We start from the raw sequence: 26,569 nt of genomic DNA, 5'->3' as shown, positions 1-26,569 counted from the left end.
AGGCGTTTAACTCTTGCTTTCAGCGACGATCCGTAGCGCCTCCGGCGATTGACCGCGCAATAGCTGTATGCAATTAATTTCCGTAAGGATCGGCCGATTACGGCTGCATGGAGAGGTGACTTGTGAGCGAAGACAATCTGCCCAGCCCCCTGCGCGCACTTAAGGACCGGATCGAAATCCAGGATGTCATCTGCGCGGTCACCCTGCACTCCGACCTCGACGAGCCCGAGGCCGCACTCGCGCTCTACAAGCCCGGCGCGGTCATCGACTATAGCGCGGTATCGGGTCCGGAAAGCGCCAATATCCCGGTCGAGGATCACCGCAAGAATCTCGCCGCCTTCCTCCCCGGCTTCGACAAGCGCCAGCACCAGACGACCAATTTCGAGATCAGGGTCAACGGCGACGAGGCTGTGTCGCGCGCGCAGGTGCGGGCGATCCACACGCTCGATGGGGAAGTGTGGCTGGTTCACGGCACCTATCATCACCGGCTGGCTCGCACCGAACAGGGCTGGCGGATCACCTATCAGCGCGCCGACATGCTCCACCAGGAAGGCGCCCATCTCCCCGCCGTCGCCCGGCAGCGGGTGAGCGACCGCGCCGCGGCCTGAGGACGTCATGCTGACCGAATTGCGCCGCTACGCGATCGAGCCGGGTCATATGGACGCGATGCACGTCCGCATGCACGAGATGCTGTTCCCGATGTTCCGCGAGCATGGCATCCCCGCCCCGCGCGCGATCTGGGAAAACCGGGACGAGAGCTCGACCCTGACCTGGATGATCGATTGGCCGAGCTTCGAGCGGCGCCTAGCAGCCTGGACCAGCTTCGCTCCGCTGTTCGCCGCGGCCCGGCGGGCGGAAGGCACGCCCGAGATCGTCACCCGCACCACCCTGACGATGATCGCGCCATGGCCCGGCCATGTGCCGGGCTTCACATCCGATGGCGGGTGCGAAGCGCTCTGGCTCGTCCAGCCGCGTATCGGCTTCGGTGCCGCGTTCATGGCGCTGTGCGAGGCCGAGATCTTCCCGCGCTTCCGCGACGCCGGCGCCTCCGCCGTCAGCGCGAGCAACCTGCTGTTCGGTCCGCTGCCGATGGCCACGGTCTTCCTGAGCTGGCCCGACGCTGCGGCGCGTGTCGCCGGCTATGATGCGATCCGGCAGGCCGCGATGCCCGCCGCGCTGGCCGAAGCACTGCTCGGCGACGGCGCCCGCTTCGGCGATCGCGGCAATTGGGAAGGGCTTGACCGCGCGACCTACCTCCCCCGCGCGCAAGCAGAGTGATGGGCCGAAAGCCTCAATCCTCCAGTAGCTTCCGCTCGCGCAACCAGTCGATGATGATCCGTACCGCCTGATCAAGCTCCTCGGGCTGGCCGGCATAATAATGATCGGCACCCGCGATCGTCTCCATCCGCTTGTCGGCGCTGCCTGCCGCATCGAGGAACAGTCGCGTGTGGGGCTGCGGCACCGCGTCGTCGGCGCTGTTCTCGATCGCCAGCAGCGGCACCGTGATCGACGGGGCATTGTCGAGCGCGCGCGCCTGGCTGTCGTCGATCGACCATTGCGACAGCCAGGCGCGCAGGGTCGAGAAGCGCGCGACACCGGCCGGCGAGCTGTTCGAAGCCTTGGGCTCGCCCAGGAAGCACCAACCGGGCCGGCGGTCGTTGGGATCGATCGTCGGATCTAGCCAGCGCGGATCGGCCAGGGTGCGATGGGTCAGCAGCCCCCGCTCATTCTCGCCCGTGCGACCGCTGCGGATATCGTGGAGCAGTTCCTTGACCAGCGCTGTGCGCCGCCGGACACGGGCAAGCTGCGCCGCGCGGAAACGGTCGAGATAAGCCTGGTCATAGGGCGGCTGGTGCGGATTGCGCGGATCGTAGAGGTCGAGCTCGGGATCGCGGATCGTCGGATCATTCTCATCGAGCACCGACGGATCGATGAAGTCGGCGAGGACATCGGCGCGCGACAGATGCGCCGCCTGCCAGATGAAGGCATCGCCGGGGATGAGATCGCCCAGGTCGATGGGATCGCCGGCGGCGGTGTGCGTCACGGTCCGCCTCTCTGCCTGCGCCTGGTAGAAGGCACTGAGCGATCCGCCGCCCGACCAGCCGCAGACGATGATCTTCTCATAGCCCCAGACCTCGCGCGCATGGCCGACATAGGCGCCATAATCGAGCAGCAGCTTCTCCATGATCAGCGGCGTGTCGTTGCGCGCATAGCGGCTGCCGGCGCACAGCACATGTAGCCCCGCCGCCGCCATCGCGCGCGGCACGGGCAGCAGTTGCAGGGTCGACGCCGGATGCATGAAGATCAGCAAGGTCTTCGACGGGCGACTGCCCGGAAGCATCCGGATCCCCTCGACGTTGATCGTCCCCTGCGTGCCGGCATAGCCATAGACCTCACGCATCGGTGTCGGTTCGGCATAGCTGACATGGACCCATTCGGTCACGACCGTGGCTACCGTGTCCGGCATCGCTCCCTCCCCTTTTATCGTGTCGTCGTCAGGCCGGAACGAGGCGCAGCGGCAGCGCTTCCAGGGTGCGCAGCGTGTTGAGCGGGCGATAGACCGGCTCACCGGTCAGCTCGATCCGCTCGACCCGGTCGAGCAGCGCGCCGAGCACGGCCTCGGCCTCCATGCGCGCGATCAGCTGGCCGATGCAGACATGGATGCCCGCGCCGAAGGCCAGGTGTCCGGCCATCGTGCGGTTGATGTCGTAGCGGTCGGGATCGTCCCATTTGCGCGGGTCGCGGTTGGCGGCGCCGATGAAGATCTGGATCTTCGTCTCGGGCTCCAGCGCGATGCCGCCCAGTTCGGTGGCGCGGGTGGTCGTCCGGAAATAGGACTGGATCGGTGCCTCCAGGCGGATCGTCTCCTCGAACACCATCTTCAGCCGGCCGCGGTTCTCGCGCAGGCTCGCCCAGATCTCCGGATGCCGCGCCATCAGCAGCAGCGAGCTGCCGATCCCGCTGATCGTCGTGTCCATGCCGCCGCGCAACATGGTGCGGACCATGCCCTTGGCGACGCCCTTCTCGACCAGACCCGCATCCTCGGCGGCATAGACCTGGTCGCTGAAGCTGCCCGGCTGGATCAGCTCGCGGCCCTGCGTTTCCTCATACCAGTCCATGATCCCGGCGAGCTTGCGGTTCGATTCCTCGAACAGCGCGTTGCGCGGGCCCAGCGCGTTGAAGTTGAAGTCGCCGACGATCACCATGTTGTGCGGGTGCGACTGCAGCCCCAGCGACGCAGGGAATACCGTCATCACGAAATCCTCGGCGATGTCCTTCGCGCCGTTGATCTCGCCCATCTCCACCACCCGGTCGGCCTGGGTCGCGGCATAGGTAGCGAAATCCTCCTGCCAGCCGCGGATCACGCGGGGCGAGATGATGTTGGTCAGGACCTTGCGGATGCCGGTATGGTCGGGCGGATCGGACTCGACCACGGGCCCCGGCTGCCGCCAGTTGTCTGGCTTGCGGATATCGGCCAGCCCGGCGCCATAGGTCGAGGTGAAGGTCTCCCAGTCGTTGAGGACCGCTTTCACCTCGTCATAGCGGCCGGTCACATAGGTCGCATATTTCTCGACATAGGATACCGGCGCATGCTCGCGGATGGTCTCGTGCAACGGATAGGGATCGAGGATATTCTCGATCGTGAACTGGTCGATATCCAGCACGGGAGCGCTGCTCGACAGGGTGGCATCCATCGCCTTCATCCTCTTTCCCATCGATGGCGATGCTGCGGGCATCGATCGGGATCGGACGGGCGCCACGATCCCTCAGCCATCTCCTTGTCTTTCCGAGGGCTATCACGCGAATATTATGTATGCAACCTAAAACCAAGGCGCCACATCAACTAGCAATTTCCGATAAAATCGGACTTTCTAAGTGCCGTGACGGGAAAAAACCTTGCCTCGGCCAACCATTCTGCATACATTTCGCAACAAAGGGCCGCCCTGGATCGATAGATGGGAATCGCACGGCCCAACAAGGAGGATGTCGATGAATGCCGCCCGTCCGTCCGCGATCGCCGACGACACAGCCGCACGCCCCGATCCGGATCGCCTGCGCGCCGCGCTGGCGCTCGCCGATCCGAACATCCTTCGCCTGACCCTCTACCATCTCAGCGGCGATCCGTCGCTCGCGGCGATGACGGCGCAGGAGACCGCGCTGTGGGCGGGGGCTCTGTTCACCTACACCCTGCCCGAGAGCTTTCACCAGGACGTGCGCGACCGCGCCTTCGACTGGCTGATGGCGCATTGGGACGAACCGGTCGACGCGGGGCGCCTCGACCGCGCCCATATTCGCGAGACGATGGAATTGTTCGGCCACGGCCCGCTGTCCGACGCCGATTTCCGCTTCGGCGCGGAGGAAGCCGCCTTCGATCCCTTCCCGCGCGGCGTCCACTGGACGGACAAGCCGTCCGCCGAGATCCTCGCCGATTATCCGGTGCTGGTGGTCGGCGCCGGCGTCAGCGGGCTTTCCGCCGCGATCCACCTCGAACAGCTCGGCATCCCCTATCAGGTGATCGAGCGGCAAGACGATGTCGGCGGCACCTGGAACCTCAACAATTACCCGGAAGCGCGCGTCGATTCGACGAGCATGATCTACCAGTACAAGTTCGAGAAGCGTTATCCCTGGAGCGAGTTCTTCGCATCGGGGCCGGAGACCCGCGCCTATCTCAACCACTGCGCCGACAAATACGGCGTGCGCGACAAGCTGCTGCTCAACACCGACCTGCTGTCCGCGACATGGATCGGGGACGAGGCGATGTGGTCGGTCGAGATCCGCACGCACGGACAGGAGGCGCGGCGGATCAAGGCCCGCTTCATCATCAGCGCGAGCGGCCTGTTCAGCACCCCCAAGCTGCCCGACATCCCCGGCATCGAGGGTTTCGAGGGGCTGATGCGCCACACCACCGACTGGCAGGATGTCGGCCCGCTCGACGGTAAGCGGGTCGCCCAGATCGGCACCGGCGCCAGCGGCGCGCAGGTGATGCCCTATATCGCCCGCCATGCCGATCATGTGACGGTGTTCCAGCGCACCGCCAATTATGTCCTGCCGATGGAAGGCTATCGCGACGCGGTGCCGGCCGACATGCAATGGCTGTTCGACCATGTGCCGCTCTACTGGCACTGGTACAGCTACGGCATGCACTTCCTGAACGCCCAGCTCGAAAAGCTGCAGGAGTTCGACCCTGAATGGCAGGCCAAGGGCGGCATCATCAACCAGCGCAACGATCAGCTTCGCGAGAATGCCGTCGGCTTCGTCCGCGAGCGTCTGAAGGAACGGCCCGACCTGGTCGAGAAGATGATCCCCGATTATCCACCGATGGCGCGGCGCCCCACCGTCGACAATGGCTGGTACGACGCGCTGCTGAAGCCGAATGTCGATCTCGTCACCACGCCGATCGACCATGTCCGCAGGGATGCGATCGTCACGAAGGACGGCACCGTCCATCCGTGCGACGTCATCGTCTGCGCGGCGGGCTTCGCCACCACCCGCTATCTGTGGCCGGCGCATTATGTCGGCCGCGACGGCACGACGCTCGACGACCTGTGGGGCCATGACGGGCCGCGCGCGCATCTCGGCATCGACATGCCGGGCTTCCCCAATTTCTTCATGTTCTTCGGGCCGAGCGCGCAGGGTCGCGCCGGTTCCTTCTACAGCATGGCCGAGATGTGGACCCGCTATGCGCTGAAGGCGATCGTCCGGGTGATCGAGAGCGGCTCGACATCGATCGAGGTGACGCAGGACGCCTTCCGCGACTTCAACCAGCGGCTCGACGCGCAGAACAAGAAGCTGCTGTGGGAAAGCTATGGCAAGGGCTTCTACTATCTCACCGACAGCGGCCGCTCGGTGGTCAACTCTCCCTGGCCGGTCGCCGACATCCACGAGATGCTCTACGAGCCCGACCCGGCCGACTATCATCTGCGCTGAAAAGATCGAGCGCGACGGATGACACCATCCGCCGCCCTCAAAGGCTACCGATCATAGGTCGAGGAAGGCTCAGCCGTTCGCCGCCGACGCGGCGTCCACCTCGGCCGCGCGCTCCTCCAGCCGGCGGCGGATGCCCTCGGCGGAGCCGGCGATATGGCCGCGCATCAGCGTTTCGGCGCGATAGCCCTCGCCCGCGCGGATCGCCACCAGGATCGCGTGATGCTGCGCGTGGAGCGAGCGGAGCTGGAACAACCCTTCGGGATCGTCCTGGCTATACCAGTGCGCCACCCGGCTCGACGAATAGGGGATGTTGGTCGCGCTGCTCAGCGCCTGACCGAGCACGGCATTGTCGGCCGCCTCGACGATGAAGCGGTGGAACTGGTCGTTGATCTCGCGCAGCGGCGCGCGCGCCTCGTCCTTCAGGCCGACCTCGTTCAGGATGCGGTCGGCCTCGCCGAGCACCGCCTCCATCTTGCGATAGCTTTCCTCGCTGATGCCCTTCTCCGCCGCCAGCCTGCAGGCGACGCCTTCCAGGGTTTCGCGGATGATGTAGGCATCCATGATATAATCGAGGGTGAAGGTCCGCACGACATAACCGCGATTGGGCCGATATTCGACGAGCCCGTCCTCGGACAGAATGATCAGCGCCTCGCGGATCGGGGTGCGCGACACCTGGAGCTTTTCGCTGAGCGCGATCTCGAGCAGCCGGTCGCCCCCGGCGAGTTCGCCGCTCATGATCAGCTCACGCAAGCGGTCGACGACGATCTGCTGACGGACGAGGCCGGTCTGTTCCATGGTTATGGCCTTCGACATTGAGCGATATTGGCGGAACGCTGTGCGGGGCGCCACCCTTTTTCAAGCGGTTTCGGAGCCTTGCGCCGTCCTTTCATGCGGGAACCAACAGCCATTTGCGGTTTTCCGCCATTTGTCGCTCGAACGCAGCGATCTGGTCTTCGAGATCGAGGCTCAGGCCGATCTCGTCGAGACCGTTCAACAGGCAATGCTTGCGGAAGGGATCGATCGCGAAGGCGAAGCTCGTGCCATCGGGCAGGATCACCCGCTGGTCGCCCAGTTGGATATCGATCGCCCCAGCGCGCGCCTGTTCCAGAACATGGTCGACGGCATCCGGATCGAGGACGACGGTGAGCAGCCCATTCTTGAACGCGTTGCCCGCGAAGATGTCGGAGAAGCCCCGGGCGACGACCGCCCTGATCCCCATATCCATCATCGCCCACACCGCATGTTCGCGGCTCGATCCGCAGCCGAAATTCTCGCCCGCGATCAGGATCGGGGCACCGGCATAAGCGGGATCGTCGAGTGCGTTGCCCGGCTCAGCCCGAATCACCTCGAACGCCACGCCGCCCAGCCCGGCCCGGGTGATCGTCTTCAGGAAGCGGCCCGGCAGGATGATGTCGGTGTCGATATTGTCGCGGCCGAGCGGATAGGCCCGCCCGTGGATCTGGTCGACCGGCTGCATCATTGTGCTCCCATCAGGTCGCGGACGTCGGTGAGGCGCCCGGTCACGGCCGCCGCTGCCGCCATCGCCGGTGACATCAGATGCGTGCGCGATCCCGGCCCCTGCCGGCCCATGAAGTTGCGGTTGCTGGTCGATGCGCACCGTTCGCCGGCCGGTACCTTGTCGGGGTTCATCGCCAGGCACATCGAGCAGCCGGGCTCGCGCCATTCGAAGCCCGCCTCGATGAAGATGCGGTCGATCCCCTCCTGCTCGGCCTGCCGCTTGACCAGCCCCGACCCCGGCACGACCAGCGCGCGCTTGATGCCGGGCGCCAGCCGCCGACCGTGCAGCACCGCCGCCGCGCCGCGGAGGTCCTCGATCCGGCTGTTGGTGCAGCTGCCGATGAAGATATGCTCGACCGCGATGTCCTGCAGCCGCATCCCCGGCGCCAGCCCCATATAGGCCAGTGCCTTGCGCGCGGTGTCGCGCCGAGCACTCTCGTCGAAGCTGTCGGGATCGGGGACAATCCCGGTGATCGCCCCGACATCGTCGAGGCTGGTGCCCCAGCTCACCGTCGGCGCGATCGCGTCGGCGGCGATCGCCACCCGCTTGTGATAGGCGGCGCCCGGATCGGTCGACAGCGTGCGCCACTGCGCCAGCGCCTCGTCCCAGTCGATCCCACGCGGCGCAAGCGGCCGGCCCTTCACATAAGCGAAGGTCTTCTCGTCGGGTGCGAACAGCCCCGCCCGCGCGCCCGCCTCGATCGACATGTTGGCAACCGTCAGCCGTCCCTCGATGGACATCGCCCGCGCCGCCTCGCCGGTATATTCGATGACATGGCCTGCGCCGGCCCCGGCGCCGATCCGGCCGATCAACGCGAGGACGATGTCCTTGGGGGTGACGCCGAAGCCCAGACCCCCGTCGATCCGCACCTCCATCGTCCGCGACGGCTTGAGCTGCAGCGTCTGGGTCGCCAGCACATGCTCGACCTCGGACGTGCCGATGCCGAAGGCGAGCGCGCCGAGGCCGCCATGCGCCGATGTGTGGCTGTCCCCGCAGACCAGCGTCGTGCCCGGCAGCGAGAAGCCCTGCTCGGGGCCGACGACATGGACAATGCCCTGCTCGGGCGCGACCGCGTCGATATAGCGGATGCCGAAGGCCGGAGCGTTGCGCTCCAGCGCGGCGAGCTGGGCCGCGGATTCGGGGTCCTCGATCGGCAGGCGCGCGCCGGCGGCATCGACCCGCGCCGTCGTCGGCAGATTATGATCGGGCACCGCCAGGGTCAGGTCGGGCCGGCGGACCTTGCGCCCCGCCGCGCGCAGCCCATCGAACGCCTGCGCGCTCGTCACCTCATGGATGATGTGACGGTCGATGTAGAGAAGGCAGGTGCCGTCGTCGCGGCGGTGGACGACATGATCGTCCCATATCTTCTCGTACAGCGTGCGGGGCCCGGCCATGGTCAAGCCCCCACCGGATCGCCCACGGGCAGCGCCAGCGCGGCGAGCACCGCATCGCCCATCCCCGCCGCGTTGGCGGTGCCGCCCAGGTCGGGAGTCCGCACGCCGGCATCGAGCGCGCTCGCTACCGCTGCGTCGATCCGGTCGGCGATCTCGGGCACGCCCAGGCTGTGACGGAACGCCATCGCCAGGCTCAATATGCTCGCGCAGGGGTTGGCCACGCCGCGCCCGGCAATGTCGGGCGCCGATCCATGGATCGGCTCGTACAAGCCAGGTGCTCCCGGATCGCCGATCGCCGCCGATGGCAGCATCCCGATCGATCCCGTCAGCATCGCCGCCGTGTCGGACAATATGTCGCCGAACAGATTATCGGTCAGGATGACGTCGAACTGGCGCGGATTCTTGACCAGCTGCATCGCGCAATTGTCGGCGAGCATGTGGCTCAGCTCCACATCGGCATATTTCTCGGCGTGGAGCGCGGCTACCTCCTCGCGCCACAACAGCCCGGCCTCCATCACATTGCCCTTCTCGACCGAGCAGACCTGGTTGCGGCGGGTTCGGGCGATCTGGAAGGCGATCTCGGCGACTCTGCGGATTTCGGCGCTGGTATAGACATGCGTGTTGATCCCACGCCGCTCGCCATTGTCGAGCGTCTCGATCCCACGCGGCGCGCCGAAATACACGCCACCCGTCAGTTCGCGCACGAACAGCATGTCGAGTCCCGCGACATGCTCGCTCTTCAGCGTCGACGCGCTCGCCAGTGGCGCGAAGCAATAAGCCGGGCGCAGATTGGCATAAGCGTTCATCTCGGCCCGCAGCCGCAGCAGCCCCGCCTCGGGCCGCACGTCATAGCTGCAATCCTTCCATTGCGGGCCGCCCACCGCACCCATCAGCACGGCATCGGCGGCCAACGCCCGGGCCAGCACATCGTCGGGCAAGGGAGCGCCATGCCGGTCGAACGCCATGCCGCCGAAATCGCCGCTGTCGATCGTCAGGGCGATCGCGCCGCTATCGGCGATCGCCTGGGCGATGCGGCGGCTCTGCTCGGTCACCTCGGGCCCGATCCCATCCCCCGGCAACAGCAGTAATGTCTTGGTCATGACGCCCCCCTCCCAACAAAATGTGGACAATCTGGATTTATCCTTCCAGTTTGCCGTATCAAATTGGCTGCATCCAGACAACATGTATGCAATCATAATGGGAGAGGGTGAAATCATGTCCCGCAAAGCATGGCGTGACCAGATCGTCGAAACCGCGTTGGAACCCGATATCGCGATCGTCGACGCGCACCACCATGTCTGGGAAAACCAGCCCTTCCCGCCCTTCGATCCCTATGACGATGGCGATCTTCTCGCAGACAAGACGCAGTCGGGCCACCGCATCGTCGGCACGGTGTTCGTCGATTCCCACACCAGCTACCGGACCGACGGGCCAGAGCAGCTCCGCGTCGTCGGCGAAACCGACTATGCCGCGCGCATCGCCGAAGCGGCACTCGCCCGGGGCGGCACCGAAGTCGGCATCTGCGCGGCGATCGTTCCCAGCGCCGACCTGCGGCTGGGCGCCGCCGTCGGCGAGGTGCTCGACGCCCATGCCGCCGCGACCCGCCGGTTTCGCGGCATCCGCCACATGGTCGCCTATGATCCCGACGTACCCCACAGCCATCACAATGGCGCGGGACTGATGCTGCGCGACGATTTCCGCGCCGGCTTCGCCGAACTGGTCCGGCGCGACCTGAGCTTCGAGGCCTGGCTGCTGCAATCGCAATTGCCCGAGCTGGTCGACCTCGCGCGCGCCTTCCCCGACGCGCGCATCATCCTCAACCATCTCGGCGGACCACTGACGATCGGCCGCTTCGCCGCCGATCCCAAGGCCTCCTTCGCCGCGTGGAAGGCCGACATGGCCACCCTCGCCACCTGCCCGAACGTGTCGGTCAAGGTCGGCGGCCGGCGGGCGTCGACGCGGCCGGCCGTGGCGCTCCGCTCGGTTCGGCCGACCTCGCGGCGGCGCAGCGCGACTATCTGCTGACCGGGATCGACCTGTTCGGCCCTGCCCGCTGCATGTTCGAAAGCAATGTGCCGGTCGACTCGCACAACGCCTCGTTCACGGTGATCTGGAACGTCTTTAAGCGGATCAGCGCCGGCTTCACCGCCGACGAGCGCGCCCGGCTGTTCAAGGGCACCGCAATGGAGATCTACCGGATCGATCCGGCGCTCGTCGCGCAGGACTGATTGCCGGGATCAGGCCGCCTCGCCGGAGGCGGCCAGCGCCCGCAGCGCCTTCTTGTCGATCTTGCCGGTCGATCCGATCGGGATCGCGTCGATGATCTCGACCTCGTCGGGCATCCACCACCGCGCGATCCGCCCGTTGAGAAAGGCGATGAAATCGGCGGGCGCGCTTTCGCCGGGGCGGCGCTCCTGGACATAGAGCTTGGGCCGCTCGCCCCATTTGGGATGGGCGATCGCGACGACCGCGGCCTGCGCCACATTGGCGTGCGCCATCACCATATTCTCGATATCGACCGAACTGATCCACTCGCCGCCCGACTTGATGATGTCCTTCGACCGGTCGGTGATCCGCACGAATCCCTGCGGATCGATCGTCGCGATATCGCCGGTGTCGAACCAGCCGCCCCGCTCGAGAGCGCTGTCCGCGATGCCATAATAGCGATCGATGACTGCAGGCCCGCGCACCATCAGCCGCCCGGCGCTCTCGCCATTATGCGGCAGTGGCGCCAGCGCGTCATCGACGATCATCGCATCGATACCAACCGGATGCCCCTGCTTGGCGGCGAGTTGCCGCTGCTCGGCCACAGGCAGCGCCAGGCTGTCGGGGGTCGGTGTCGCCGCCAGCCCGACCGGCGACAATTCGGTCATGCCCCAGGCGTGGATCACATGGATCCCCAGCGCCTCAAGCGCCTCCATTAGCGCGACCGGACAGGCCGCCCCGCCGATCACCACCCGCTTCAGCCCCGACCGATCGACGCCGATCGCCGCCAGATGGTCGACATAGGATTGCCACACCGTCGGCACCCCGGCGGAGAAGGTCACCCCTTCGCCCTCGATCAGTTCGTGCAGCGCCGCGCCGTCGAGCAGCGGCCCCGGCAGCACCAGCTTCGCCCCGACCATCACCGCGCTAAAGGCGAGCCCCCAGGTGTTGGCATGGTACATCGGCACCACCGGCATGATCACGTCGCGGCTCGACAGCGCGAAGGCGTCGGGCAGGCTCGTGTTCATCGCCAGCATATAGTTGGAACGGTGCGAGTAGAGCACCCCCTTGGGATTGCCCGTCGTCCCCGACGTGTAGCAGAGCCCCGCCGCCATATCCTCGGCGAAGCCGCCCCAGACGACCTCGGCCGACGCGTCGCCGACGAAGGCGGACAAGCCGGGAAAGGCCACGCCCTCGGCCGGCCCGTTGATCAGATGCACCGCCTCGATGGTCGGGCAGCGCGGCAATATCTGCTCGACGAGCGCCACCTGGCCCACATCGGCGAACAGCAGCCGATCTTCGGCATGGTTGGCGATGAACACTAGTTGGTCGGCGTGCAGCCGCGGGTTGAGCGTGTGGCAGACGATGCCGACGCCCATCGCGCCATACCAAAGCGCGAGATGGTCGAAATTGTTGGAGGCCAGGGTCGCGATGCGATCGCCGGGCCGGATGCCGGCGGCGAGCAGCGCCGACGACAGGCGCCGGGCGTCCCGCTCCAGCGCGGCATAGTCCGACCGCCCGATTGATCCGTCGGCCTGGCGCCAGACGATCGCGCGTTTCCCGTGCCAGCGCGCCGCCTGCACGATCAGCTTGTCGAGGGTCAGCCCCCATTGCTGCATCTGGCCGGGGAGCCCGTTTGCTTCCTGCTGGCGGCCGGTCATCGCGCTCCTCCGAACAAGGGGGCGCCCGCGACGCCGGCTGAGCGTCGCGGGCGCGAATTGGCCTGGGGCGGCGTCAGAACTTGACGCTCAGCTCCACGCCATAGGTCCGCGGCGGGGCTGCGGCATATTCGTCACCGAAGGCGAAGGCCACCATCCACAGCGCATATTTCTCGTTGGTCAGGTTCTTGCCGAACGCCCTGACCCCATAGCGGCCGCTGCTGTCGGTCCAGCCGATCTGGCCGCTGAGCAGCGAATAGGAGGGCTGCTTGAGGCGGTTGTCGGGTTCCCAGAAGAAGCCGCTATTATAGGCGTAGGTCGCCGACAGATCGATCCGGCCGACATCGGTGTCGAAACCATAGGACGGCGAAATCGTGAAGGTCGTCTTCGGCGAGCGGGTCAGCCGGTTGCCCGAGGCGTCGCAGACGAACTGGGTGGTCAGACCGACGGCGCTGCGGCTTGAACATTGGGCGTTGGGGAAATCCTCGAACTTGGTGTTCAGATAGGCCGCGCCGAACCGGATCCGGAAATCGCGATTGAAGGCGAATTCGCCGTCGAGGTCGAGACCGTAGATGCGCGAATTGGCCGCGTTGATCGTCGCCAGGTTGAAGCCCTGCAGCACCGAAAGCTGCAGGTTGTTATATTTGTAGTAGAAGCCGGCAGCGTTGAACCGCAGGCGGTTGTCGAACAGCTTGCTCTTCAGGCCAACCTCGTAGGCGTCGACCGTCTCGGACTTGAACGGCGCGTCGGTCGCGGTGACGGCGTTGAAATTGCCGCTCTTGAAGCCGCGATTGTAGGAGACATAGCCCATGACGTCGGGGGCGAAGTCGTGGTTCACGACCAAGCGCCAGGTCGGCTTCTTCTCGCGGCTGCTCTGTTCCGGCGAAGGCACGCTGACCAGCAGCGGCGCACCCGGTACCGAGGCGGTGAGAACATCGGTCTTGCCGAAGATCGTCCGCTTGTCGCTGGTGTAGCGGATGCCGCCGGTGATCTCGGTGCTTTCGCCCAGCGGGACGGTCAGTTCACCGAAGGCCGAATAGGAACGCGTCTTGATCGTGTTCTGGATCAGCACCGCGGTTCCGACCCCGCTGCCGAACAGGCCGAGACCGTTGGGTGCCGCGAAGGACGAGCGATCATCGAGGAAGAAGGCGCCGACGATCCACTTCAGATTGGCGCTCGGATCGGACAGCAGCTGGAGTTCCTGGCTGTAGGTCCGGGTGCGCTGGGAATCGATATATGCATCGAGCACGACCGCGGGCGTCGCGTCATTGTCGAACGACTGGACGACCTTCGACTTGCGCCACGAACTGATGCTGACCAGGCTGATTCCGCCGAAATCATGGTCGACATGGAGCGAGGCGCCACCCTGCTTGGTCTGGATGCCCTCGATCGCACCACCGCGCACGTCCCACCAGCCGCCGGCCCCGCTGAGCCCGTCGACGCTCGAGATCGAGCCGGGCAGATAGGTCTTGGCCGAACCTTGGTCCGAATGCTTGGTGACCGCATAGTCTGCCGCGAACTTGATCGTCGTGTCATCGGTGGGCTTCCAGACGAGCTTGCTCCGTCCCGCGCGATCATTGCCGGCGAAGCCGACGTCGCGGTTGAGCGTCGTGTTGCGGCCGAAGCCATTGCCCTGGTGCGAAAAGATGCCCGCCACGCTCAGCGACAGCGTATCCGACAGCGGCGCCGCGCCATAGGCCTGCGCCTTCACCGTGTCATAATTGCCGTAGGAAAGACTGCCCTCGAACGCGGTGGTCTGGCCGGGGTCGCGCGTGATGACGTGGATCAGGCCGCCAGTCGCGTTGCGGCCGAACAGCGTGCCCTGCGGCCCCTTCAGCACTTCGACCCGCTCGATATTGTTGAACGAGAAGAGCGAGGCATAGGCCGACGGAATGTAGACGCCGTCGACATAGACCGCGACCGCGCCCTCCTGCCCCAGCGTGTTGTCGACCGCGCCAATGCCGCGGATGAAGGGGGTGATGCCCGCCGACTGGTTGGCGATGGTCAGGCCCGGGGTCAGGTTGCCCAGATCCTGGACGGTGTTGGCGCCCGAAGCCTTCAGCTCCTGCGAACCATAAGCGGCGACGGCGATCGGCACATCCTGCAGCCGCTCGGCGCGGCGGTTGGCCGTCACGACGATGTCGGTGATGCCCCCGTCCTGCTGCTCCGCCGGAGCGGCATCCGCGTCCTGAGCGTGGGCCGGCATGGCATAGGCCAGGATCGCGGCAACGCCCGCCATCCAATGAGCCGTCGTGTTGCGCTTCATCGTCTTCCTCTCCCCGGCGTCTCGCACCGCCTCCTGGCGGTTTTTCTTAACGCCCCAACATGTATGCAATAATAGGATTGTAGGCAATCCATTTTTGAAGGGAGCTGCCGGTTATCGCGGCGCCATACGGAACACCCACAAATCTACCGAATAATCGAGCTTTTCAATTGACAGAGGATCGAGGTGCCGGGACGACATTACGATCATTGTGTGCATTTGCCTGATCGGTCACGTCTAGCGCCCCTGAAAGCCCCGGCAGCGCCGGAACGTCGTACCGCTTCAGGCCCTCGGCCTCGGTGAAGGCGAGCCACACCGGCCCCGGCTCGTCGGTCGTCGCGAGGGTGGCGACCGCCTCTCCGATGAAGCCCGCGGGCTCCTGATGGATGGCGGCGCGAATATCGGGCGCGGTCAGGTCGGTGCCGATCGCCCCGGGACATAGGACGTCCAGCCGCACGCCGCGCTTCTCCAGGGTCGGTGCGAGCGCCAGCCCCATCCCCAGCACACCATATTTGGACGCGGTGTAATAGGGATCGAGGTCGAGCGGCAGGATCGCCGCCCCCGATGCGGTGATCAGGATGCGCGACAGGCCCGGCGCCTCGAGCGCGGCCTTGATGCCATGCGCCACGCCGCCGAGATTAACGTCCATGACCTTGGCATAGCCTTCGGCGGTGAACCAGGTCAGCGGATCGTCCATCAGCGGCGCGCCCTTCGGGCGGCTCATCACCCCAGCGTTGAGATGGACGAAATCGAGCCGGCCGAAGCGGTTGACGATCTCCCTGACCGTGCGGGCCCAAGCCGCCGGATCGCGGACGTCGAGCGGCAGGAACAGGTGCGGCGCACCGAGCGCGGCGAACAGCTTCTCGCCACGGACGACGTCGACGTCGGTCCCCACCACCACCATGTTGCGGGCCGCCAGCGCGCGCGCCGCGGCCTCGCCGATACCGGTGGCCGCGCCGGTGATCAGGGCGATCGACTGGGATGCCGCGACGATCATCGCGCGGCCTCCGTGGCGAAGGCCCGGCTCAACGCATGACGGCGATCGGCGATGAACCGCTGCGAGGTGACCGCGTCGGCCTTGTGGACGTCGAAGCCATGGTGGACGGCCGGATAAAGGTGCAGCTCGGTCGCCACCCCGGCCGCGATCAGGCGGCGGGCATAGTCGATGCTCTCGTCAAGGAAGACGTCGAGCTCTCCGACGAAGATCGTCGCCGGAGGCAGCCGGCCCAGATCGGTCGCACGGCTCGGTGCGGCATAAGGCGACACGTCGTCGGTGCCATAAGCACTGCCCAGATAGGCCTTCCACGCGAGCCCGTTATTCTTGCGCGACCACAATTCCGGATCGGTGATCCGCCGCGCGGACTCGCTGTCGTTGCGATCGTCGACCATCGGGTAGACCAGCAACTGGTGGACGAAGGCGAAATCGCCGCTGTCCCGCGCGCGCAGTGCCAGCGCGGCCGCCGCCCCGCCCCCTGCGCTCGCGCCGCCCACGACGATGCGCGACACATCGACATGCAGCGCCCCGGCCTGCGCGAACAGCCAGCGCGCCGCAGCGTAACAATCGTCGCTCGCGGCCGGGAACGGCGCCTCGGGCGCCCGGCGATAGGCGACCGACGCAACCAGGCATTGCTGCTCGATCGCCAGTTGCCCGCACAACGCATCATCGAGATCCGCCGCGCCCAGCACATAGCCGCCACCCTGGATCCACAGCAGCGCCGGCAGGTCGCCGACCGCATCGACGGGACGGAACGTCCGCACCAGCACGTCGGGCGCGCCTTCCCAGCCCGGGACATGATGATCGGCGCTCGCCACGCGGGGATCGGCCGGCGCCGTGCCCGCGGCCTCGAACACCGCCTTCAGCGCGGCGCGCGCCTGGGCGACATCCTCGAGGTCGATGATCGGGACCATCTTCACGATGGGCAGATATTCCGGATCGATCCGGTCCAATACAGACATGAGAGGCTCTCCTGGCGAAACGGATCAGCGGCCGAAGACGATGTCGTTCGGTCCATCGTCGCGGAACATCCGCCACATTTCCGACGGGCCCAGCGGGCACATTACCGACGATCGCGCATGCTTGTTCATGAAGAAATTCTGCGCGCGGCTGTCGGTGTAGATCTTCAGCACCTCGCGCTTGTCGAGATGCGCATTGTAGCGGTCGAAGGCGTCGCGTCTGACGTCGACGACCCTGTCACCACTCAGGATCATATGCGCCATCGCCTCCATCGCGAAGCGGGTGACCATCTCCTCATGGTTGACGATGCCGCCGCCATGCGCCGGGTTGGTGTTGGGGCCGTAGAGGATGAAGAAGTTCGGGAAGCCTGGCATCATGCTGCCGGCGATGTGGGCGCGGCAACCGTCCGTGTCCCAGAACTGCTCGACGGTCAGCCCGTCGCGGCCGACGATCTCCATCGGCCACAACAGGTCGTTGGCCTTGAAGCCGGTCGCATAGACTACGACGTCGACCGGATGGGTTTCGCCGCCGGCAACGACACCGTCTGCGGTGATCCGGTCGACCCCGGCGGACACCAGGTCGACATCGTCGCGGAGCAGCGCGTCATAGATGTTATAGTCGGCATCGACGAGGATCGGCCGCGCCGAAAAGGGCGGATGCGGCGGGATCATCTTCTCGATCAGGTCGGGCCGGCCGGCGAATTTTTCGCGGATATAGGCAAGCCGGCCCTCGCGGATTTCGTGGTTCAGCGCGCTGCGCGACAGATCATGCTTCCAGTCGGGATCGAGGGTGAACACGTCGCCATAGACATGCTCGCCGGTCAGCCAGTTGGTACGGAAGCGCAGGAAATTAATGTGATAGGGCAGGTTCCGGTCGAGCCAGGTCACCTGGTCGGGCAAGGCGCTCAGATAGCCCGGAACCGGGAACAGCCATTGCGGCTTGCGCTGGAACAGCACGACATGCTTGGCGATCTTCGCCAGCTCGGGGACCATCTGATAGCCGGTCGCTCCGGTGCCGATGACCGCCACCCGCTTGTCCGACACGTCGAGGTCAGCGGGCCAGCGCGCGGTGTGGAAGGACGGCCCTGCGAAATCCCCCATGCCGGGCAGGTCGGGCAGGTTGGGTCGCGCCAGCAGCCCGGTCGCGCAAATGATCGCATTTGCGGTGTAATGCTTCTCGCCCTCTGCATCGCGCGCGACGATCCGCCACAGCTTCGCGGCCTCGTCCCAGCGCATCGATGAGACTTCGGTGTTGAAGCGGATGTCCCCGCGCACCCCGAAATGATCGGCCACCCAGTTGAAGTAGCGTTCATTGTCCTCCTGCGGCGAGAAGGGATGGTCAAAGACGAAATCGGCGCCGAAGATATGGGTATAGGCGCGGCTCGGCGTGTCGACCCGCGCGCCGGGATAGCGGTTCTCGAACCAGGTGCCGCCGACCTCGGGATTCTTCTCCAGCACCATATAGTCGATACCGGCATGTTTGAGCTGCACAGCGGCGTTGAGCCCGCCCATCCCCGCGCCGATGACGATGACCGAGAAGCCGGCAAGCTGCTCGGCGGTCGGCTGCGCGGGCCAGTTCAGGCCCCGCGCCCAGCGATCGATCGCGGTTTCCTCGATCCACATGCCAAGCTCGTCTGCCGGGATCGGATCGCCCGCCGCCAGATGCAGGCTGCGCGGCAACCGATCGGCCGGGCCCGGACCGATCGGCCCGGCGCCCGCATCGCGATAGGCCTTCAGGAAGTCGGCGGCCTTGCGCTGGATCAGCGCGACGCCTTCCTCGGTCGCGACATTCCAGGCCTCGGCCAGGAAGACGCGGTTCTTGACGGTCTCGACCGCCGCCAGTTGCTCGTCACCGGTCAACTGGTAGATCAGGCCACGCAGCGACATCGGATCGGAATAGCGCACCACATCGTCGATCTGCGCATCGCTGGCCGCCAGCAACTCGGTACGGACGCCCCCTGCCGGTTCCCGGGCAGGCGCGATCGCGGCGGCGGAAGATGTTGGCATGGCGATGTCCCTCTAGCGGCAATCTGGATGCAAACCGGATTCTGCGCGCGGAAATCGATCGATCATCGTACATCGCTCTCCAGACGCCGGACTCTCCGGTCCGACGGCGCGGCACAGGCCGGCTAAAAAATGTATGCATTGATTATCGCGACAGCGCAAGCCTTCCGTCATCGGTGGGAAAAATCCCGAAAATCCGTACCAATGATCGAAAAACCGGCAGCCAGCAGGAGCGCCTCCTTGACCTGAACATCTGCTGTATGCAATTGATCAAGCATATATCGGGAGAAGATGGATGGTCGGCAAGACCCCTGAAAATGGTCCGGCGAAAGGCCCGCTCGACGGCTATCGCATCCTCGAACTGGGCGCGAATATCTCGGTGCCATGGGCGACGATGCTGCTCGGCGACCAGGGGGCGGAGGTCATCAAGCTCGAAGTGGCGGGCGGCGACCAGACCAGGGTCGCTGGCAATTTCCGTCGCGACATCGACGGGATGGCCAGCCTCTTCCTCAACAGCAACCGCAACAAACGCTCGATCGTGCTCGACATGAAGAGCGCCGAGGGCCAGGCCGCCGCGCAGAAGATCGCCGCTCAGTGCGACGTGATCGTCCAGAATTTCCGCCCCGGCGTCGCAGAGCGGCTGGGCATCGGCTATGAACAGGTCAAGGCGCTGCGCCCCGACATCATCTATGTCTCGGTCGACGGGCTCGGCAGCGAAGGCCGCGGCGCCCAGCGGCGCGTCTACGACATCGTCGTCCAGGGCCTGGCCGGCTTCGCCAAGATGCAGGCGCCGCGCGGCACCGGCGAGCCGACGATGGTCAACACCATCATCACCGACAAAATCGCCGCGATGACGGTGTGGCAAGCGGTCACCGCCGCGCTGCTCGCCCGCGAGCGGCAAGGTATCGGCCAGCATGTGACGATCAGCATGCTCGATGCCGCCATCGCTTTCCTATGGCCCGACGTGATGGCCGACGCCAGCCTGACCGGCGACCTGGTCCAGCGCGGATCCTTCCCCTCGTCGGTCCGCTACATCTTCCCGACGGCCGACGGTCACATCATCGTCGGCATGTTCGCCCAGCCCGAGTGGAAGGGGCTGTGCACCGCTATCGAACGGCCCGATCTGATCGAGGATCCCCGCTTCCTGACCCTCAAGGACCGGCTGATCAACGTCGAGGAGATGAACGCCATTCTTTCCGGCGCCTTTCAGGGACGCTCTCGCGCTGAATGGGTCGAGCGGCTCGAAGCCAATGACGCGGTATTCGCGCCGGTCAACGGGCCGGAGGACGTCGCCAGTGATCCCTATGTCATCGCGCTAGGCACGATCGAGGACAGCGAGCATCCGGTGATCGGCCCCTATCGCCTGTCGGCGCACCCCGCTCGCTTCGGGGAGACTCCGGCCAGTGTCCGTCGCCATGCCCCGGTCCTGGGCGCCGATACCGCCGAGGTTCTGGCCGAGTTCGGAATCGAACCCGCCTGACGTCGCGGATGGCCCGATCAGCCGACCGGCGCCTCGAGCGCCGCGACCGCCATCGACATCGCGTCCGCGACCGCCTCGTCGAAATCGCGATAGGCGCTCTGCCAGCTGCCGCCACCATGGTCCCAGTGCAGCGACGCCTGCAGGAACAGCGTGGCACTGGCGGAGATGCGGGCGGCGAACAATTCCTCGGTCAGGTGCGGTACCGCCTCGACGATCAGCGCCATGACCTCGTTGGACACAGGGAACAGTTCGTTCATCTCGTCGCGCAACTGCATATAGGGATGCGCCCACATCACCCCAAGCAAGAAGCGCGCATAGCTGCGGTTGCCATGGTGATCGAGCTCCTCGATCACCGGCAGGAACAGCACTTCGAGCAGGCCCCGCGCACTCTCGCCGCGCCCCGACCGGCGGAGCGCGTCCAGCCGCTCGGCGCGCTGGCCCTCGATCGAAACCGCACGCCGGCGGAAGATCGCGCGGATCAGTTCGTCCTTGGTGTTGAAATAATGCTGGACCGCGAAATGGTTGCTGGTCCCGGCCGCGACCGCGATCTCGCGCATCGAGACCGCCTCGACCGAGCGGCTGCCGAACAGCATCTCGGCGGCATCGAGCAGGGCCGCCTCCAGCGCTTCCCGCTTGCTCACCCGCGAAGTCGATGTTCCGGCCTGACTCATGTGCTTTCTTCGCTCCCGATCGCCTGCACATCCACGCCATTCGCACAGATCGACCATAAGGCAATAGAATAATTGTCATCTGACAATTATCGTGGCACGACAGCTATCAACGATCGCAGCCCGGGCGGCGCGCCGACCGCCCCACGGATCGTCCCCCATCCCGAGGAGCGATATGACGTGACGACCGATCGAACGGCCGGCCTTCTGGTCTTCGAGGCGAGCTGGACCGCGATGGCGTCCGCGCTCGCGGCGCTGCCGGCGCACATCGTCGTGGCCCATGCCGACGGGCGCCTCTCCTGCGACACGGCGACCGCCACCGATCTGCTGTCGCTGGTCGAGGGCGCCCTGCTCGATTCGCGGGCCTGGCTGTCCGACGCCGCCCCCATCTTCCACGATGCCATTCGCCGCGCGCCCAATCTGCGCTGGGTGCAGAGCGCCAGTTCGGGGTTCGATGCCCCCTTTCTGCGTGAACTGGCCGATCGCGGCGTGGCGGTGAGCCGGACGACCGTCCAGTCGCTGGGGATCGCCGAGTTCGTGATGGCCCGGTTGCTGTCGCTGTTCCAGCGCGAGCCCGAGCGCCATGCGCTGCAGGCCGCGCGCGACTGGCGCGCCCTCCCTTTCCGCGAAATCCACGGAACCCGTTGGCTGATCGTCGGCTTCGGCACGATCGGCCGCGACATCGCGATCCGCGCGAAGGCGTTCGGGGCGGAGATCGTCGGCATGCGGCGCGATCCGTCCCCCGATCCCGCCGCCGACCGCATCGCCCATCCCGAAAGGCTGAGCGACGAACTGGCCGGAGCGGACGTGGTGGTGCTGGCGCTGCCGCTGTCCGATGCGACCCGGCACATGATCGACGCGGCGGCGCTGGCGGCGACGAAGCCTGATGCGGTGCTGATCAATGTCGGTCGCGGCGGCCTGGTCGACCATTATGCGCTCATCGCGGCGCTCGACGCCGGGCGCCCGGCCCACGCCATCCTCGACGTCGCACCGCTGGAGCCGCTTCCCGCCGACGATCCGCTCTGGTCGCATCCGCGCGTCTGGATGACGGCGCATGCCTCGGCCTATGGCGACGGGCTCGGCAACCGCGCCGACCGCTTCGCCCTAGACAATATCCGCCGTTTCCTCGTCGATGGGACCCCGCTCAATCTCGTCGGCGCGCGGGATTAGGCCGCGGCCGGCACCGAAGCGCGGCAATCCTGGCGATAGGTCAGCCGGGTGCCGAACAGTAGCAGCCCCGACAGCAGGAAGCAGCCCGCGCCCAGCAAACACGCACCGGCATAGCTGCCGGCATGATCGTAGATCCCGGCGAAGCTGATGCCGCCCAGCGCGATGGTCAGCGACGCCACCATCGTCCACAGGCCGACGATCGTGCTGTAGGCGCCGAGGCCGAACAGGCGCAGCGCGAAATAGCCGATCATGTCGGCCTCCGCCCCCTGCCCCATGCCGACCAGCAGCACGGCCGCCACCAACAGCGGCATCGGCATCACCCCGCCCGCCAGCATCAGCGCGCCCGCCCCCGACAGCAGCATCAGGCCCAGCGCCACCCCGCCATCCCAGAAGCGATCCATGCAATAGCCGCCGAGCAGCCGGCCGAGCATGATCGACAGCGCATAGACCATGCCCAGGATCGTCGCGTCGCGGATCGGGATGCCGTTGCTGGCGAGCATCGGCTGTAGGCTCGCGAGGAAGCCGCCCAGCGGGATCGAGGCGAGCCCGATCGCCAGCGTGACCAGCCAGAAGGCCGGCTGCCGGAGCGCCGGACGCAAGGACGCGTCGCCGCCGCGCCGCGCCGCTGGCGCCGATCCGGCGCGGTCGGCCAGCAATGCATAGACCAGCGGCCAGCCGACCAGCAGGCTCACCCCCGCCAGCGCCAGATAGCCGCTCCGCCAGCCATGCGCATAGATGATCCAGCTCACCAGCGGCGTCACGACGAAGGCCATCACCGGCACCCCGTTCATCGCGAGGCCCAGCGCGAAGCCGGTCCGCCTAGGGAACCAGCCGGCCACGCAGCGCAGGAATGGCGTCGTGCTCGACAGCGCGCCGACGAGGCCGATCGCCGCCGCAGCGCCATAGAGCGTCATTGGCCGAAGCGGGGCCATCGCGAGCAGGCACAGGGTCGCGCCGAGCAGCGCCAGCCCGATCAGGCTTATCCGCCGGCTGCCCCAGCGATCGACCAGCATGCCGGCGAACGGCGAGCAAAGCCCGACCAGCAGGCTGATGATCGGCGAGATGGTGACCGCGCTGGTCGACCAGCCGCTCTCGCGCTGCACCGGCAGGATGAACAGGCTGGAGAGATAGGTGACGAGACCGAGGCCGCTGCCGAAGCCGACCGTACTCGCCAGCAACGGCCGCCAGCCGGCCCGCCATTCGCCATCGCCCGGCGTCGCCTGCACGGCGCTCAGCTCCCAACTCCCGCCCCGGCGCTTCGCCGCACCGCGCCCGATCGAACGAGTTGGCCGGGCAGCAAGCCGGTGGGTTCGTCGTCGATCAGGATCGGCCGGCCGCCGACCAGGGTGCAGCGGAAGCCGCTCGCCGCCTGATCGAGCCGCCGGCCGCTGGCGGGGAGATCGAACTTCACCCGGGGCAGGTCGAGCGTCAGCCCTTCATGGTCGATCACGTTGATATCGGCCTTCAGCCCCGGCGCCAGCCGCCCGCGATCGGCCAGCCCCATCAACCGCGCGGGCACGTCGGTCAGCGCCCGTACCGCCTGGGCCAGGTCGACCCGGTCGCCCGGGCGGTCGCGTGCCAGATAGGTGAGAACGAAGGTCGGATAGCTCGAATCGCAGATCAGGCCGTAATGCGCGCCCCCGTCGCCCAGGCCGAGCACGACATGGGGATCGCGCATCATCTCTAGCACCGGCCGCAGGTCCCCATCGGCATAATTGGCCGCAGCGATGAACAGCAGCCCCCGCCCCCCGTCGGCCAGCATCAGATCATAGGCGACCTCCTCGGGGCTGACGCCGCGCGCCGCCGCCTGCGCCGTCACGCTGCTGTCGAGCGGCGGCTCGTAACTGGGCGGGTCGGCCATCGGGAACATCCGGTCGTAGCTGCGCGACAACTGGTGGATCGGCAGCACCGGCGCATCGGGCATCTCGTCCAGAAGCTGCGCCCGCACCGCTGGATCGCGCAGCCGCGCCAGCCGGGCGTCGATCGTCGCGGGCAACGCCTTGTAGGTCGGGCAGTCGCTGAAAGGATTGAGCGATAGTTCATGGCCCATGATGATGCCGACCGGCCGGGGGAAAATCTGCGGCCGCAGGTCCGCGCCCGCGGCGACCTCCTCGCCGATCCAGCCCAATATCGCGCGCCAGCGGTCGGGGTGTGCATTGTCCTGTGCCAGGGTGAAGGTAACGACTAGCCCGGCCTGGCGCGAGATGCGGCCGAGCATCTGGATCGATCGCTTCGTGTCGGCGGCGTCAGCCTGGTCGAGGTGGAGCACCATCTGGAAGATGCCGCCATCGGCGTCGGCGACGGCGCGCGCGATGTCGAGCAACTCGGCCTCCGCCGCGTCGAAGGAGGGGATCAGCTCACCGTCGATCCGGCGGTGGAAGGCGAAGTTCGACGTCGCGAACCCGAAGGCACCGGCCCGGACAGCCTCACGCACCAGCGCGGCCATGCGCGCGCGGTCCTCGGCCGTCGACGGCTCGCGTAGCGCGCCGCGCTCACCCATTGCATACACACGCAGGGCCGAATGCGGGATATAGCTGCACAGGTCGATATCGTGCCGCCGCCCCGCCACCGCCTGCAGATATTCGGGGAAGGTCTCCCACTCCCAGGCGAGTCCTTCGGTCATGACGATCTCGGGGATATCCTCCACCCCCTCCATCGCGGCGATCAGCATCGCCCGGTCTTCGGCTCGGCAGGGAGCGAATCCGACCCCGCAATTGCCCATAACCGCCGTCGTCACCCCATGCGCCGACGACGGGACCATCCGTTCGGCCCAGATCGCCTGCCCATCATAATGTGTATGAACGTCAATGAATCCGGGGGTTACGATACAGCCCTCGGCATCCATTTCCCATAGCCCCTGCTCTTCGATCGACCCGATTCGCGCAATGCGGCCATCGCGCACGGCTAGGTCGCCGCGCAGCGGTCCCGCCCCCGTTCCGTCGACCAGCAGGCCATTGCGGATAACCACGTCATAATCGGCCATAGCAACCTCTCGCTGTTCCCCGGCGCCCGCCTTTTTCACCCGCAGGGTCAACGGGTTTGCAGGTCGTCCGTTATCGCCACGTCGCATGCCCGGCGGCATCGTCACGCTTCGATAATTGACAACTGCCAAAATGAATGCAATTTGTCACCTGACAATTTTAATGCCGCATCGACGGTACGGAGAGGACCAGACGGTCTTCCTGGCAGGAGAGAGATTGTGAGCTATCCGATCATTTCGGCCGATTCTCACATTACGGAAACGACCGACACCTACGCCCGCTACATCGACGCGCGGTACAAGGATGACGCCCCCTTCGTGGTCGAGGAGAACGATAGCGTCGCCTTTGCCATCAAGGGCATGGGGACGATCGCGATCGGTGGCGCCGCCGCGGCCGGCATCGCGCCGGCCGAGCGCAAGAAGGCGATGCGCCGCTATCTCGACCTGCATCGGGGTGGCTGGGATTCGTCGCACCGCCTCGCCGACCAGGATCGCGACGGGGTCTCGGCCGAGGTCATCTACCCGACGGTGGGAATGATCCTGTGCAACCATCCCGATCTCGATTACAAGGACGCCTGCTTCAAGGCCTATAATCGCTGGCTCAGCGATTATTGCGACTTCGATCGCTCGCGCTTGCTCGGCATGGGCCAGACCGCGATGAAGACCCCCCAAGCGGGCATCGAGGATCTCGCGGGGATCAAGGCGCAGGGGCTGCGCGGCATCATGATGCCGGGCGTCCCCGGGGTCGAGGATTACGATTCCCCGGTCTATGACGACTTCTGGGCGGCGGCGGTCGACAGCGGCCTGCCGGTCGCCTTCCACATCATCGCCGCGGGCGGCTTCACCCCGCCGGTGCGCGGATCTAAGATCAACACCTTCATGAACCATGTCCGCGGCGTGCAGGACATATTGGGGATGCTGATCTTCGGCGGCGTGTTCGAGCGTCATCCCGACCTGAAGGTCGTCTGCGTCGAAGGCGACGGCGGCTGGATCGCGCATTATGCGCACAAGATCGACCGCGCCTATACCGAGCATCGGCATCACCTGCCGACTGGCGACCTGAAGCAGATGCCGTCGCATTATCTGTTCCAGAATCTCTACTTCACCTTCCAGGACGATCCGCTGGCGTTCCGCAACGCCGACCTCGTCAACTGGCGCCGCCTGCTCTGGGCGAACGACTTTCCCCACTCGGACTCGACCTGGCCAACCAGCCAGTCGCTGCTCGCGGAGCATACCCGCTTCGTCACGCCCGAGCAGAAGCAGGCGATCCTGTCGGGCAACGCCGCCGAACTGTTCGGCATCGATCTGACCGCGCTCGACCAGAAGCGCGCGGCCTGACCTTTCGGA

22 protein-coding genes are annotated in these 26,569 nt (G+C 66.3%); 8 read left to right on the top strand and 14 right to left on the bottom strand.

Annotated elements, in window-relative coordinates:
* Positions 1-122 precede the first annotated feature (122 nt).
* Positions 123-608 (top strand): nuclear transport factor 2 family protein, encoded by a 486-nt coding sequence (locus tag ASE22_RS14585; protein ID WP_056360737.1) that lies wholly within the window; start codon positions 123-125, stop codon positions 606-608.
* Positions 609-615: 7 nt separating this feature from the next.
* Positions 616-1,278 (top strand): hypothetical protein, encoded by a 663-nt coding sequence (locus tag ASE22_RS14580; protein WP_056360735.1) that lies wholly within the window; start codon positions 616-618, stop codon positions 1,276-1,278.
* Positions 1,279-1,291: 13 nt separating this feature from the next.
* On the opposite strand, the gene ASE22_RS14575 is transcribed toward ASE22_RS14580, so the two are convergent.
* Together ASE22_RS14575 and ASE22_RS14570 are read right to left on the bottom strand one after the other, a co-directional pair.
* Positions 1,292-2,467, bottom strand: coding sequence for an alpha/beta hydrolase family protein (locus ASE22_RS14575; RefSeq protein WP_056360732.1), 1,176 nt, complete (start codon positions 2,465-2,467; stop codon positions 1,292-1,294).
* Between the two features lie 28 nt (positions 2,468-2,495).
* On the bottom strand, positions 2,496-3,704 hold the full coding sequence (locus ASE22_RS14570) for a cytochrome P450 (RefSeq protein ID WP_056360729.1): 1,209 nt from the start codon (positions 3,702-3,704) through the stop codon (positions 2,496-2,498).
* A 280-nt stretch (positions 3,705-3,984) separates the two neighbouring features.
* On the opposite strand from ASE22_RS14570, the gene ASE22_RS14565 reads away from it, so the two are divergent.
* Positions 3,985-5,928 (top strand): flavin-containing monooxygenase, encoded by a 1,944-nt coding sequence (locus tag ASE22_RS14565; protein ID WP_056360726.1) that lies wholly within the window; start codon positions 3,985-3,987, stop codon positions 5,926-5,928.
* Between the two features lie 69 nt (positions 5,929-5,997).
* Here the strand turns inward: ASE22_RS14565 and ASE22_RS14560 are convergent, their stop codons facing one another.
* The 4 genes from ASE22_RS14560 to leuB all read right to left on the bottom strand — a co-directional run bounded on the left by ASE22_RS14560 (position 5,998) and on the right by leuB (position 9,941).
* A complete protein-coding gene (locus tag ASE22_RS14560; RefSeq protein WP_056360723.1) occupies positions 5,998-6,741 on the bottom strand; it encodes a GntR family transcriptional regulator in 744 nt (247 codons plus the stop codon).
* Between the two features lie 73 nt (positions 6,742-6,814).
* Positions 6,815-7,405, bottom strand: a complete 591-nt coding sequence (gene leuD, locus ASE22_RS14555) for a 3-isopropylmalate dehydratase small subunit (RefSeq protein ID WP_056361300.1) — start codon at positions 7,403-7,405, stop codon at positions 6,815-6,817.
* The gene (gene leuC / locus ASE22_RS14550) at positions 7,405-8,841 is read right to left on the bottom strand and encodes a 3-isopropylmalate dehydratase large subunit (protein ID WP_056360720.1); all 1,437 of its coding nucleotides are present in this window, start codon (positions 8,839-8,841) and stop codon (positions 7,405-7,407) included. Before leuC ends, leuD begins: the two co-directional genes overlap by 1 nt.
* 2 nt (positions 8,842-8,843) lie before the next feature.
* Entirely contained in the window at positions 8,844-9,941 is a 1,098-nt protein-coding gene (gene leuB / locus ASE22_RS14545; RefSeq protein WP_056360716.1) for a 3-isopropylmalate dehydrogenase, read from the bottom strand.
* A gap of 115 nt (positions 9,942-10,056) precedes the next feature.
* On the opposite strand from leuB, the gene ASE22_RS14540 reads away from it, so the two are divergent.
* Both ASE22_RS14540 and ASE22_RS28005 read left to right on the top strand, forming a co-directional pair.
* Positions 10,057-10,866, top strand: a complete 810-nt coding sequence (locus tag ASE22_RS14540) for an amidohydrolase family protein (protein WP_235538164.1) — start codon at positions 10,057-10,059, stop codon at positions 10,864-10,866.
* Between the two features lie 32 nt (positions 10,867-10,898).
* On the top strand, positions 10,899-11,069 hold the full coding sequence (locus ASE22_RS28005) for a hypothetical protein (protein ID WP_235538163.1): 171 nt from the start codon (positions 10,899-10,901) through the stop codon (positions 11,067-11,069).
* 9 nt (positions 11,070-11,078) lie between these two features.
* Here the strand turns inward: ASE22_RS28005 and ASE22_RS14535 are convergent, their stop codons facing one another.
* The 5 genes from ASE22_RS14535 to ASE22_RS14515 all read right to left on the bottom strand — a co-directional run bounded on the left by ASE22_RS14535 (position 11,079) and on the right by ASE22_RS14515 (position 18,927).
* Positions 11,079-12,707, bottom strand: a complete 1,629-nt coding sequence (locus ASE22_RS14535; protein WP_056360713.1) for a long-chain fatty acid--CoA ligase — start codon at positions 12,705-12,707, stop codon at positions 11,079-11,081.
* A gap of 73 nt (positions 12,708-12,780) precedes the next feature.
* Complete coding sequence (locus tag ASE22_RS14530) at positions 12,781-14,970, bottom strand: TonB-dependent receptor (RefSeq protein WP_056601508.1); 2,190 nt, start codon at positions 14,968-14,970, stop codon at positions 12,781-12,783.
* A gap of 163 nt (positions 14,971-15,133) precedes the next feature.
* The gene (locus ASE22_RS14525; RefSeq protein ID WP_056360701.1) at positions 15,134-15,964 is read right to left on the bottom strand and encodes an SDR family oxidoreductase; all 831 of its coding nucleotides are present in this window, start codon (positions 15,962-15,964) and stop codon (positions 15,134-15,136) included.
* A complete protein-coding gene (locus ASE22_RS14520; RefSeq protein WP_156397227.1) occupies positions 15,961-16,923 on the bottom strand; it encodes an alpha/beta hydrolase in 963 nt (320 codons plus the stop codon). Before ASE22_RS14520 ends, ASE22_RS14525 begins: the two co-directional genes overlap by 4 nt.
* A 24-nt stretch (positions 16,924-16,947) precedes the next feature.
* A complete protein-coding gene (locus ASE22_RS14515) occupies positions 16,948-18,927 on the bottom strand; it encodes a flavin-containing monooxygenase (RefSeq protein WP_082545481.1) in 1,980 nt (659 codons plus the stop codon).
* A 292-nt stretch (positions 18,928-19,219) separates the two neighbouring features.
* Between ASE22_RS14515 and ASE22_RS14510 the strand changes: the two genes are divergently transcribed.
* Positions 19,220-20,404 carry a CaiB/BaiF CoA transferase family protein gene (locus ASE22_RS14510; protein ID WP_056360696.1) on the top strand — a complete coding sequence of 395 codons (1,185 nt, stop codon included), beginning with the start codon at positions 19,220-19,222 and terminating at the stop codon, positions 20,402-20,404.
* Between the two features lie 17 nt (positions 20,405-20,421).
* Here ASE22_RS14510 and ASE22_RS14505 read toward each other — a convergent pair whose 3' ends face one another.
* Complete coding sequence (locus ASE22_RS14505) at positions 20,422-21,045, bottom strand: TetR/AcrR family transcriptional regulator (RefSeq protein ID WP_056360693.1); 624 nt, start codon at positions 21,043-21,045, stop codon at positions 20,422-20,424.
* Positions 21,046-21,252: 207 nt separating this feature from the next.
* Between ASE22_RS14505 and ASE22_RS14500 the strand changes: the two genes are divergently transcribed.
* A complete protein-coding gene (locus tag ASE22_RS14500) occupies positions 21,253-22,242 on the top strand; it encodes a D-2-hydroxyacid dehydrogenase (protein WP_056601503.1) in 990 nt (329 codons plus the stop codon).
* Here ASE22_RS14500 and ASE22_RS14495 read toward each other — a convergent pair.
* Positions 22,239-23,468: an MFS transporter gene (locus ASE22_RS14495; RefSeq protein ID WP_056360688.1), complete on the bottom strand. Its 1,230-nt coding sequence runs from the start codon at positions 23,466-23,468 to the stop codon at positions 22,239-22,241. The two genes, ASE22_RS14500 and ASE22_RS14495, sit on opposite strands and share 4 nt — an antisense overlap.
* A 5-nt stretch (positions 23,469-23,473) precedes the next feature.
* The gene (locus ASE22_RS14490; RefSeq protein WP_056360685.1) at positions 23,474-25,225 is read right to left on the bottom strand and encodes an N-acyl-D-amino-acid deacylase family protein; all 1,752 of its coding nucleotides are present in this window, start codon (positions 25,223-25,225) and stop codon (positions 23,474-23,476) included.
* 216 nt (positions 25,226-25,441) lie between these two features.
* Between ASE22_RS14490 and ASE22_RS14485 the strand changes: the two genes are divergently transcribed.
* On the top strand, positions 25,442-26,560 hold the full coding sequence (locus ASE22_RS14485) for an amidohydrolase family protein (protein WP_056360682.1): 1,119 nt from the start codon (positions 25,442-25,444) through the stop codon (positions 26,558-26,560).
* Positions 26,561-26,569: the final 9 nt, after the last annotated feature.

The organism is Sphingomonas sp. Root720, assembly GCF_001428605.1.
GTDB lineage: Bacteria > Pseudomonadota > Alphaproteobacteria > Sphingomonadales > Sphingomonadaceae > Rhizorhabdus.
This window is presented reverse-complemented; position numbering and strand designations above follow the sequence as displayed.

Coding starts and splice junctions, on each gene's coding strand:
- ASE22_RS28005 (WP_235538163.1), top strand. CDS start 10,899: ATGTTCGAAAGCAATGTGCCGGTCGACTCGCACAACGCCTCGTTCACG.
- ASE22_RS14560 (WP_056360723.1), bottom strand. CDS start 6,741: ATGTCGAAGGCCATAACCATGGAACAGACCGGCCTCGTCCGTCAGCAG.
- ASE22_RS14575 (WP_056360732.1), bottom strand. CDS start 2,467: ATGCCGGACACGGTAGCCACGGTCGTGACCGAATGGGTCCATGTCAGC.
- ASE22_RS14570 (WP_056360729.1), bottom strand. CDS start 3,704: ATGAAGGCGATGGATGCCACCCTGTCGAGCAGCGCTCCCGTGCTGGAT.
- ASE22_RS14515 (WP_082545481.1), bottom strand. CDS start 18,927: ATGCCAACATCTTCCGCCGCCGCGATCGCGCCTGCCCGGGAACCGGCA.
- ASE22_RS14510 (WP_056360696.1), top strand. CDS start 19,220: ATGGTCGGCAAGACCCCTGAAAATGGTCCGGCGAAAGGCCCGCTCGAC.
- ASE22_RS14565 (WP_056360726.1), top strand. CDS start 3,985: ATGTCGATGAATGCCGCCCGTCCGTCCGCGATCGCCGACGACACAGCC.
- leuD (WP_056361300.1), bottom strand. CDS start 7,405: ATGCAGCCGGTCGACCAGATCCACGGGCGGGCCTATCCGCTCGGCCGC.
- ASE22_RS14490 (WP_056360685.1), bottom strand. CDS start 25,225: ATGGCCGATTATGACGTGGTTATCCGCAATGGCCTGCTGGTCGACGGA.
- ASE22_RS14530 (WP_056601508.1), bottom strand. CDS start 14,970: ATGAAGCGCAACACGACGGCTCATTGGATGGCGGGCGTTGCCGCGATC.
- leuB (WP_056360716.1), bottom strand. CDS start 9,941: ATGACCAAGACATTACTGCTGTTGCCGGGGGATGGGATCGGGCCCGAG.
- ASE22_RS14540 (WP_235538164.1), top strand. CDS start 10,057: ATGTCCCGCAAAGCATGGCGTGACCAGATCGTCGAAACCGCGTTGGAA.
- ASE22_RS14535 (WP_056360713.1), bottom strand. CDS start 12,707: ATGACCGGCCGCCAGCAGGAAGCAAACGGGCTCCCCGGCCAGATGCAG.
- ASE22_RS14525 (WP_056360701.1), bottom strand. CDS start 15,964: ATGATCGTCGCGGCATCCCAGTCGATCGCCCTGATCACCGGCGCGGCC.
- ASE22_RS14520 (WP_156397227.1), bottom strand. CDS start 16,923: ATGTCTGTATTGGACCGGATCGATCCGGAATATCTGCCCATCGTGAAG.
- ASE22_RS14580 (WP_056360735.1), top strand. CDS start 616: ATGCTGACCGAATTGCGCCGCTACGCGATCGAGCCGGGTCATATGGAC.
- leuC (WP_056360720.1), bottom strand. CDS start 8,841: ATGGCCGGGCCCCGCACGCTGTACGAGAAGATATGGGACGATCATGTC.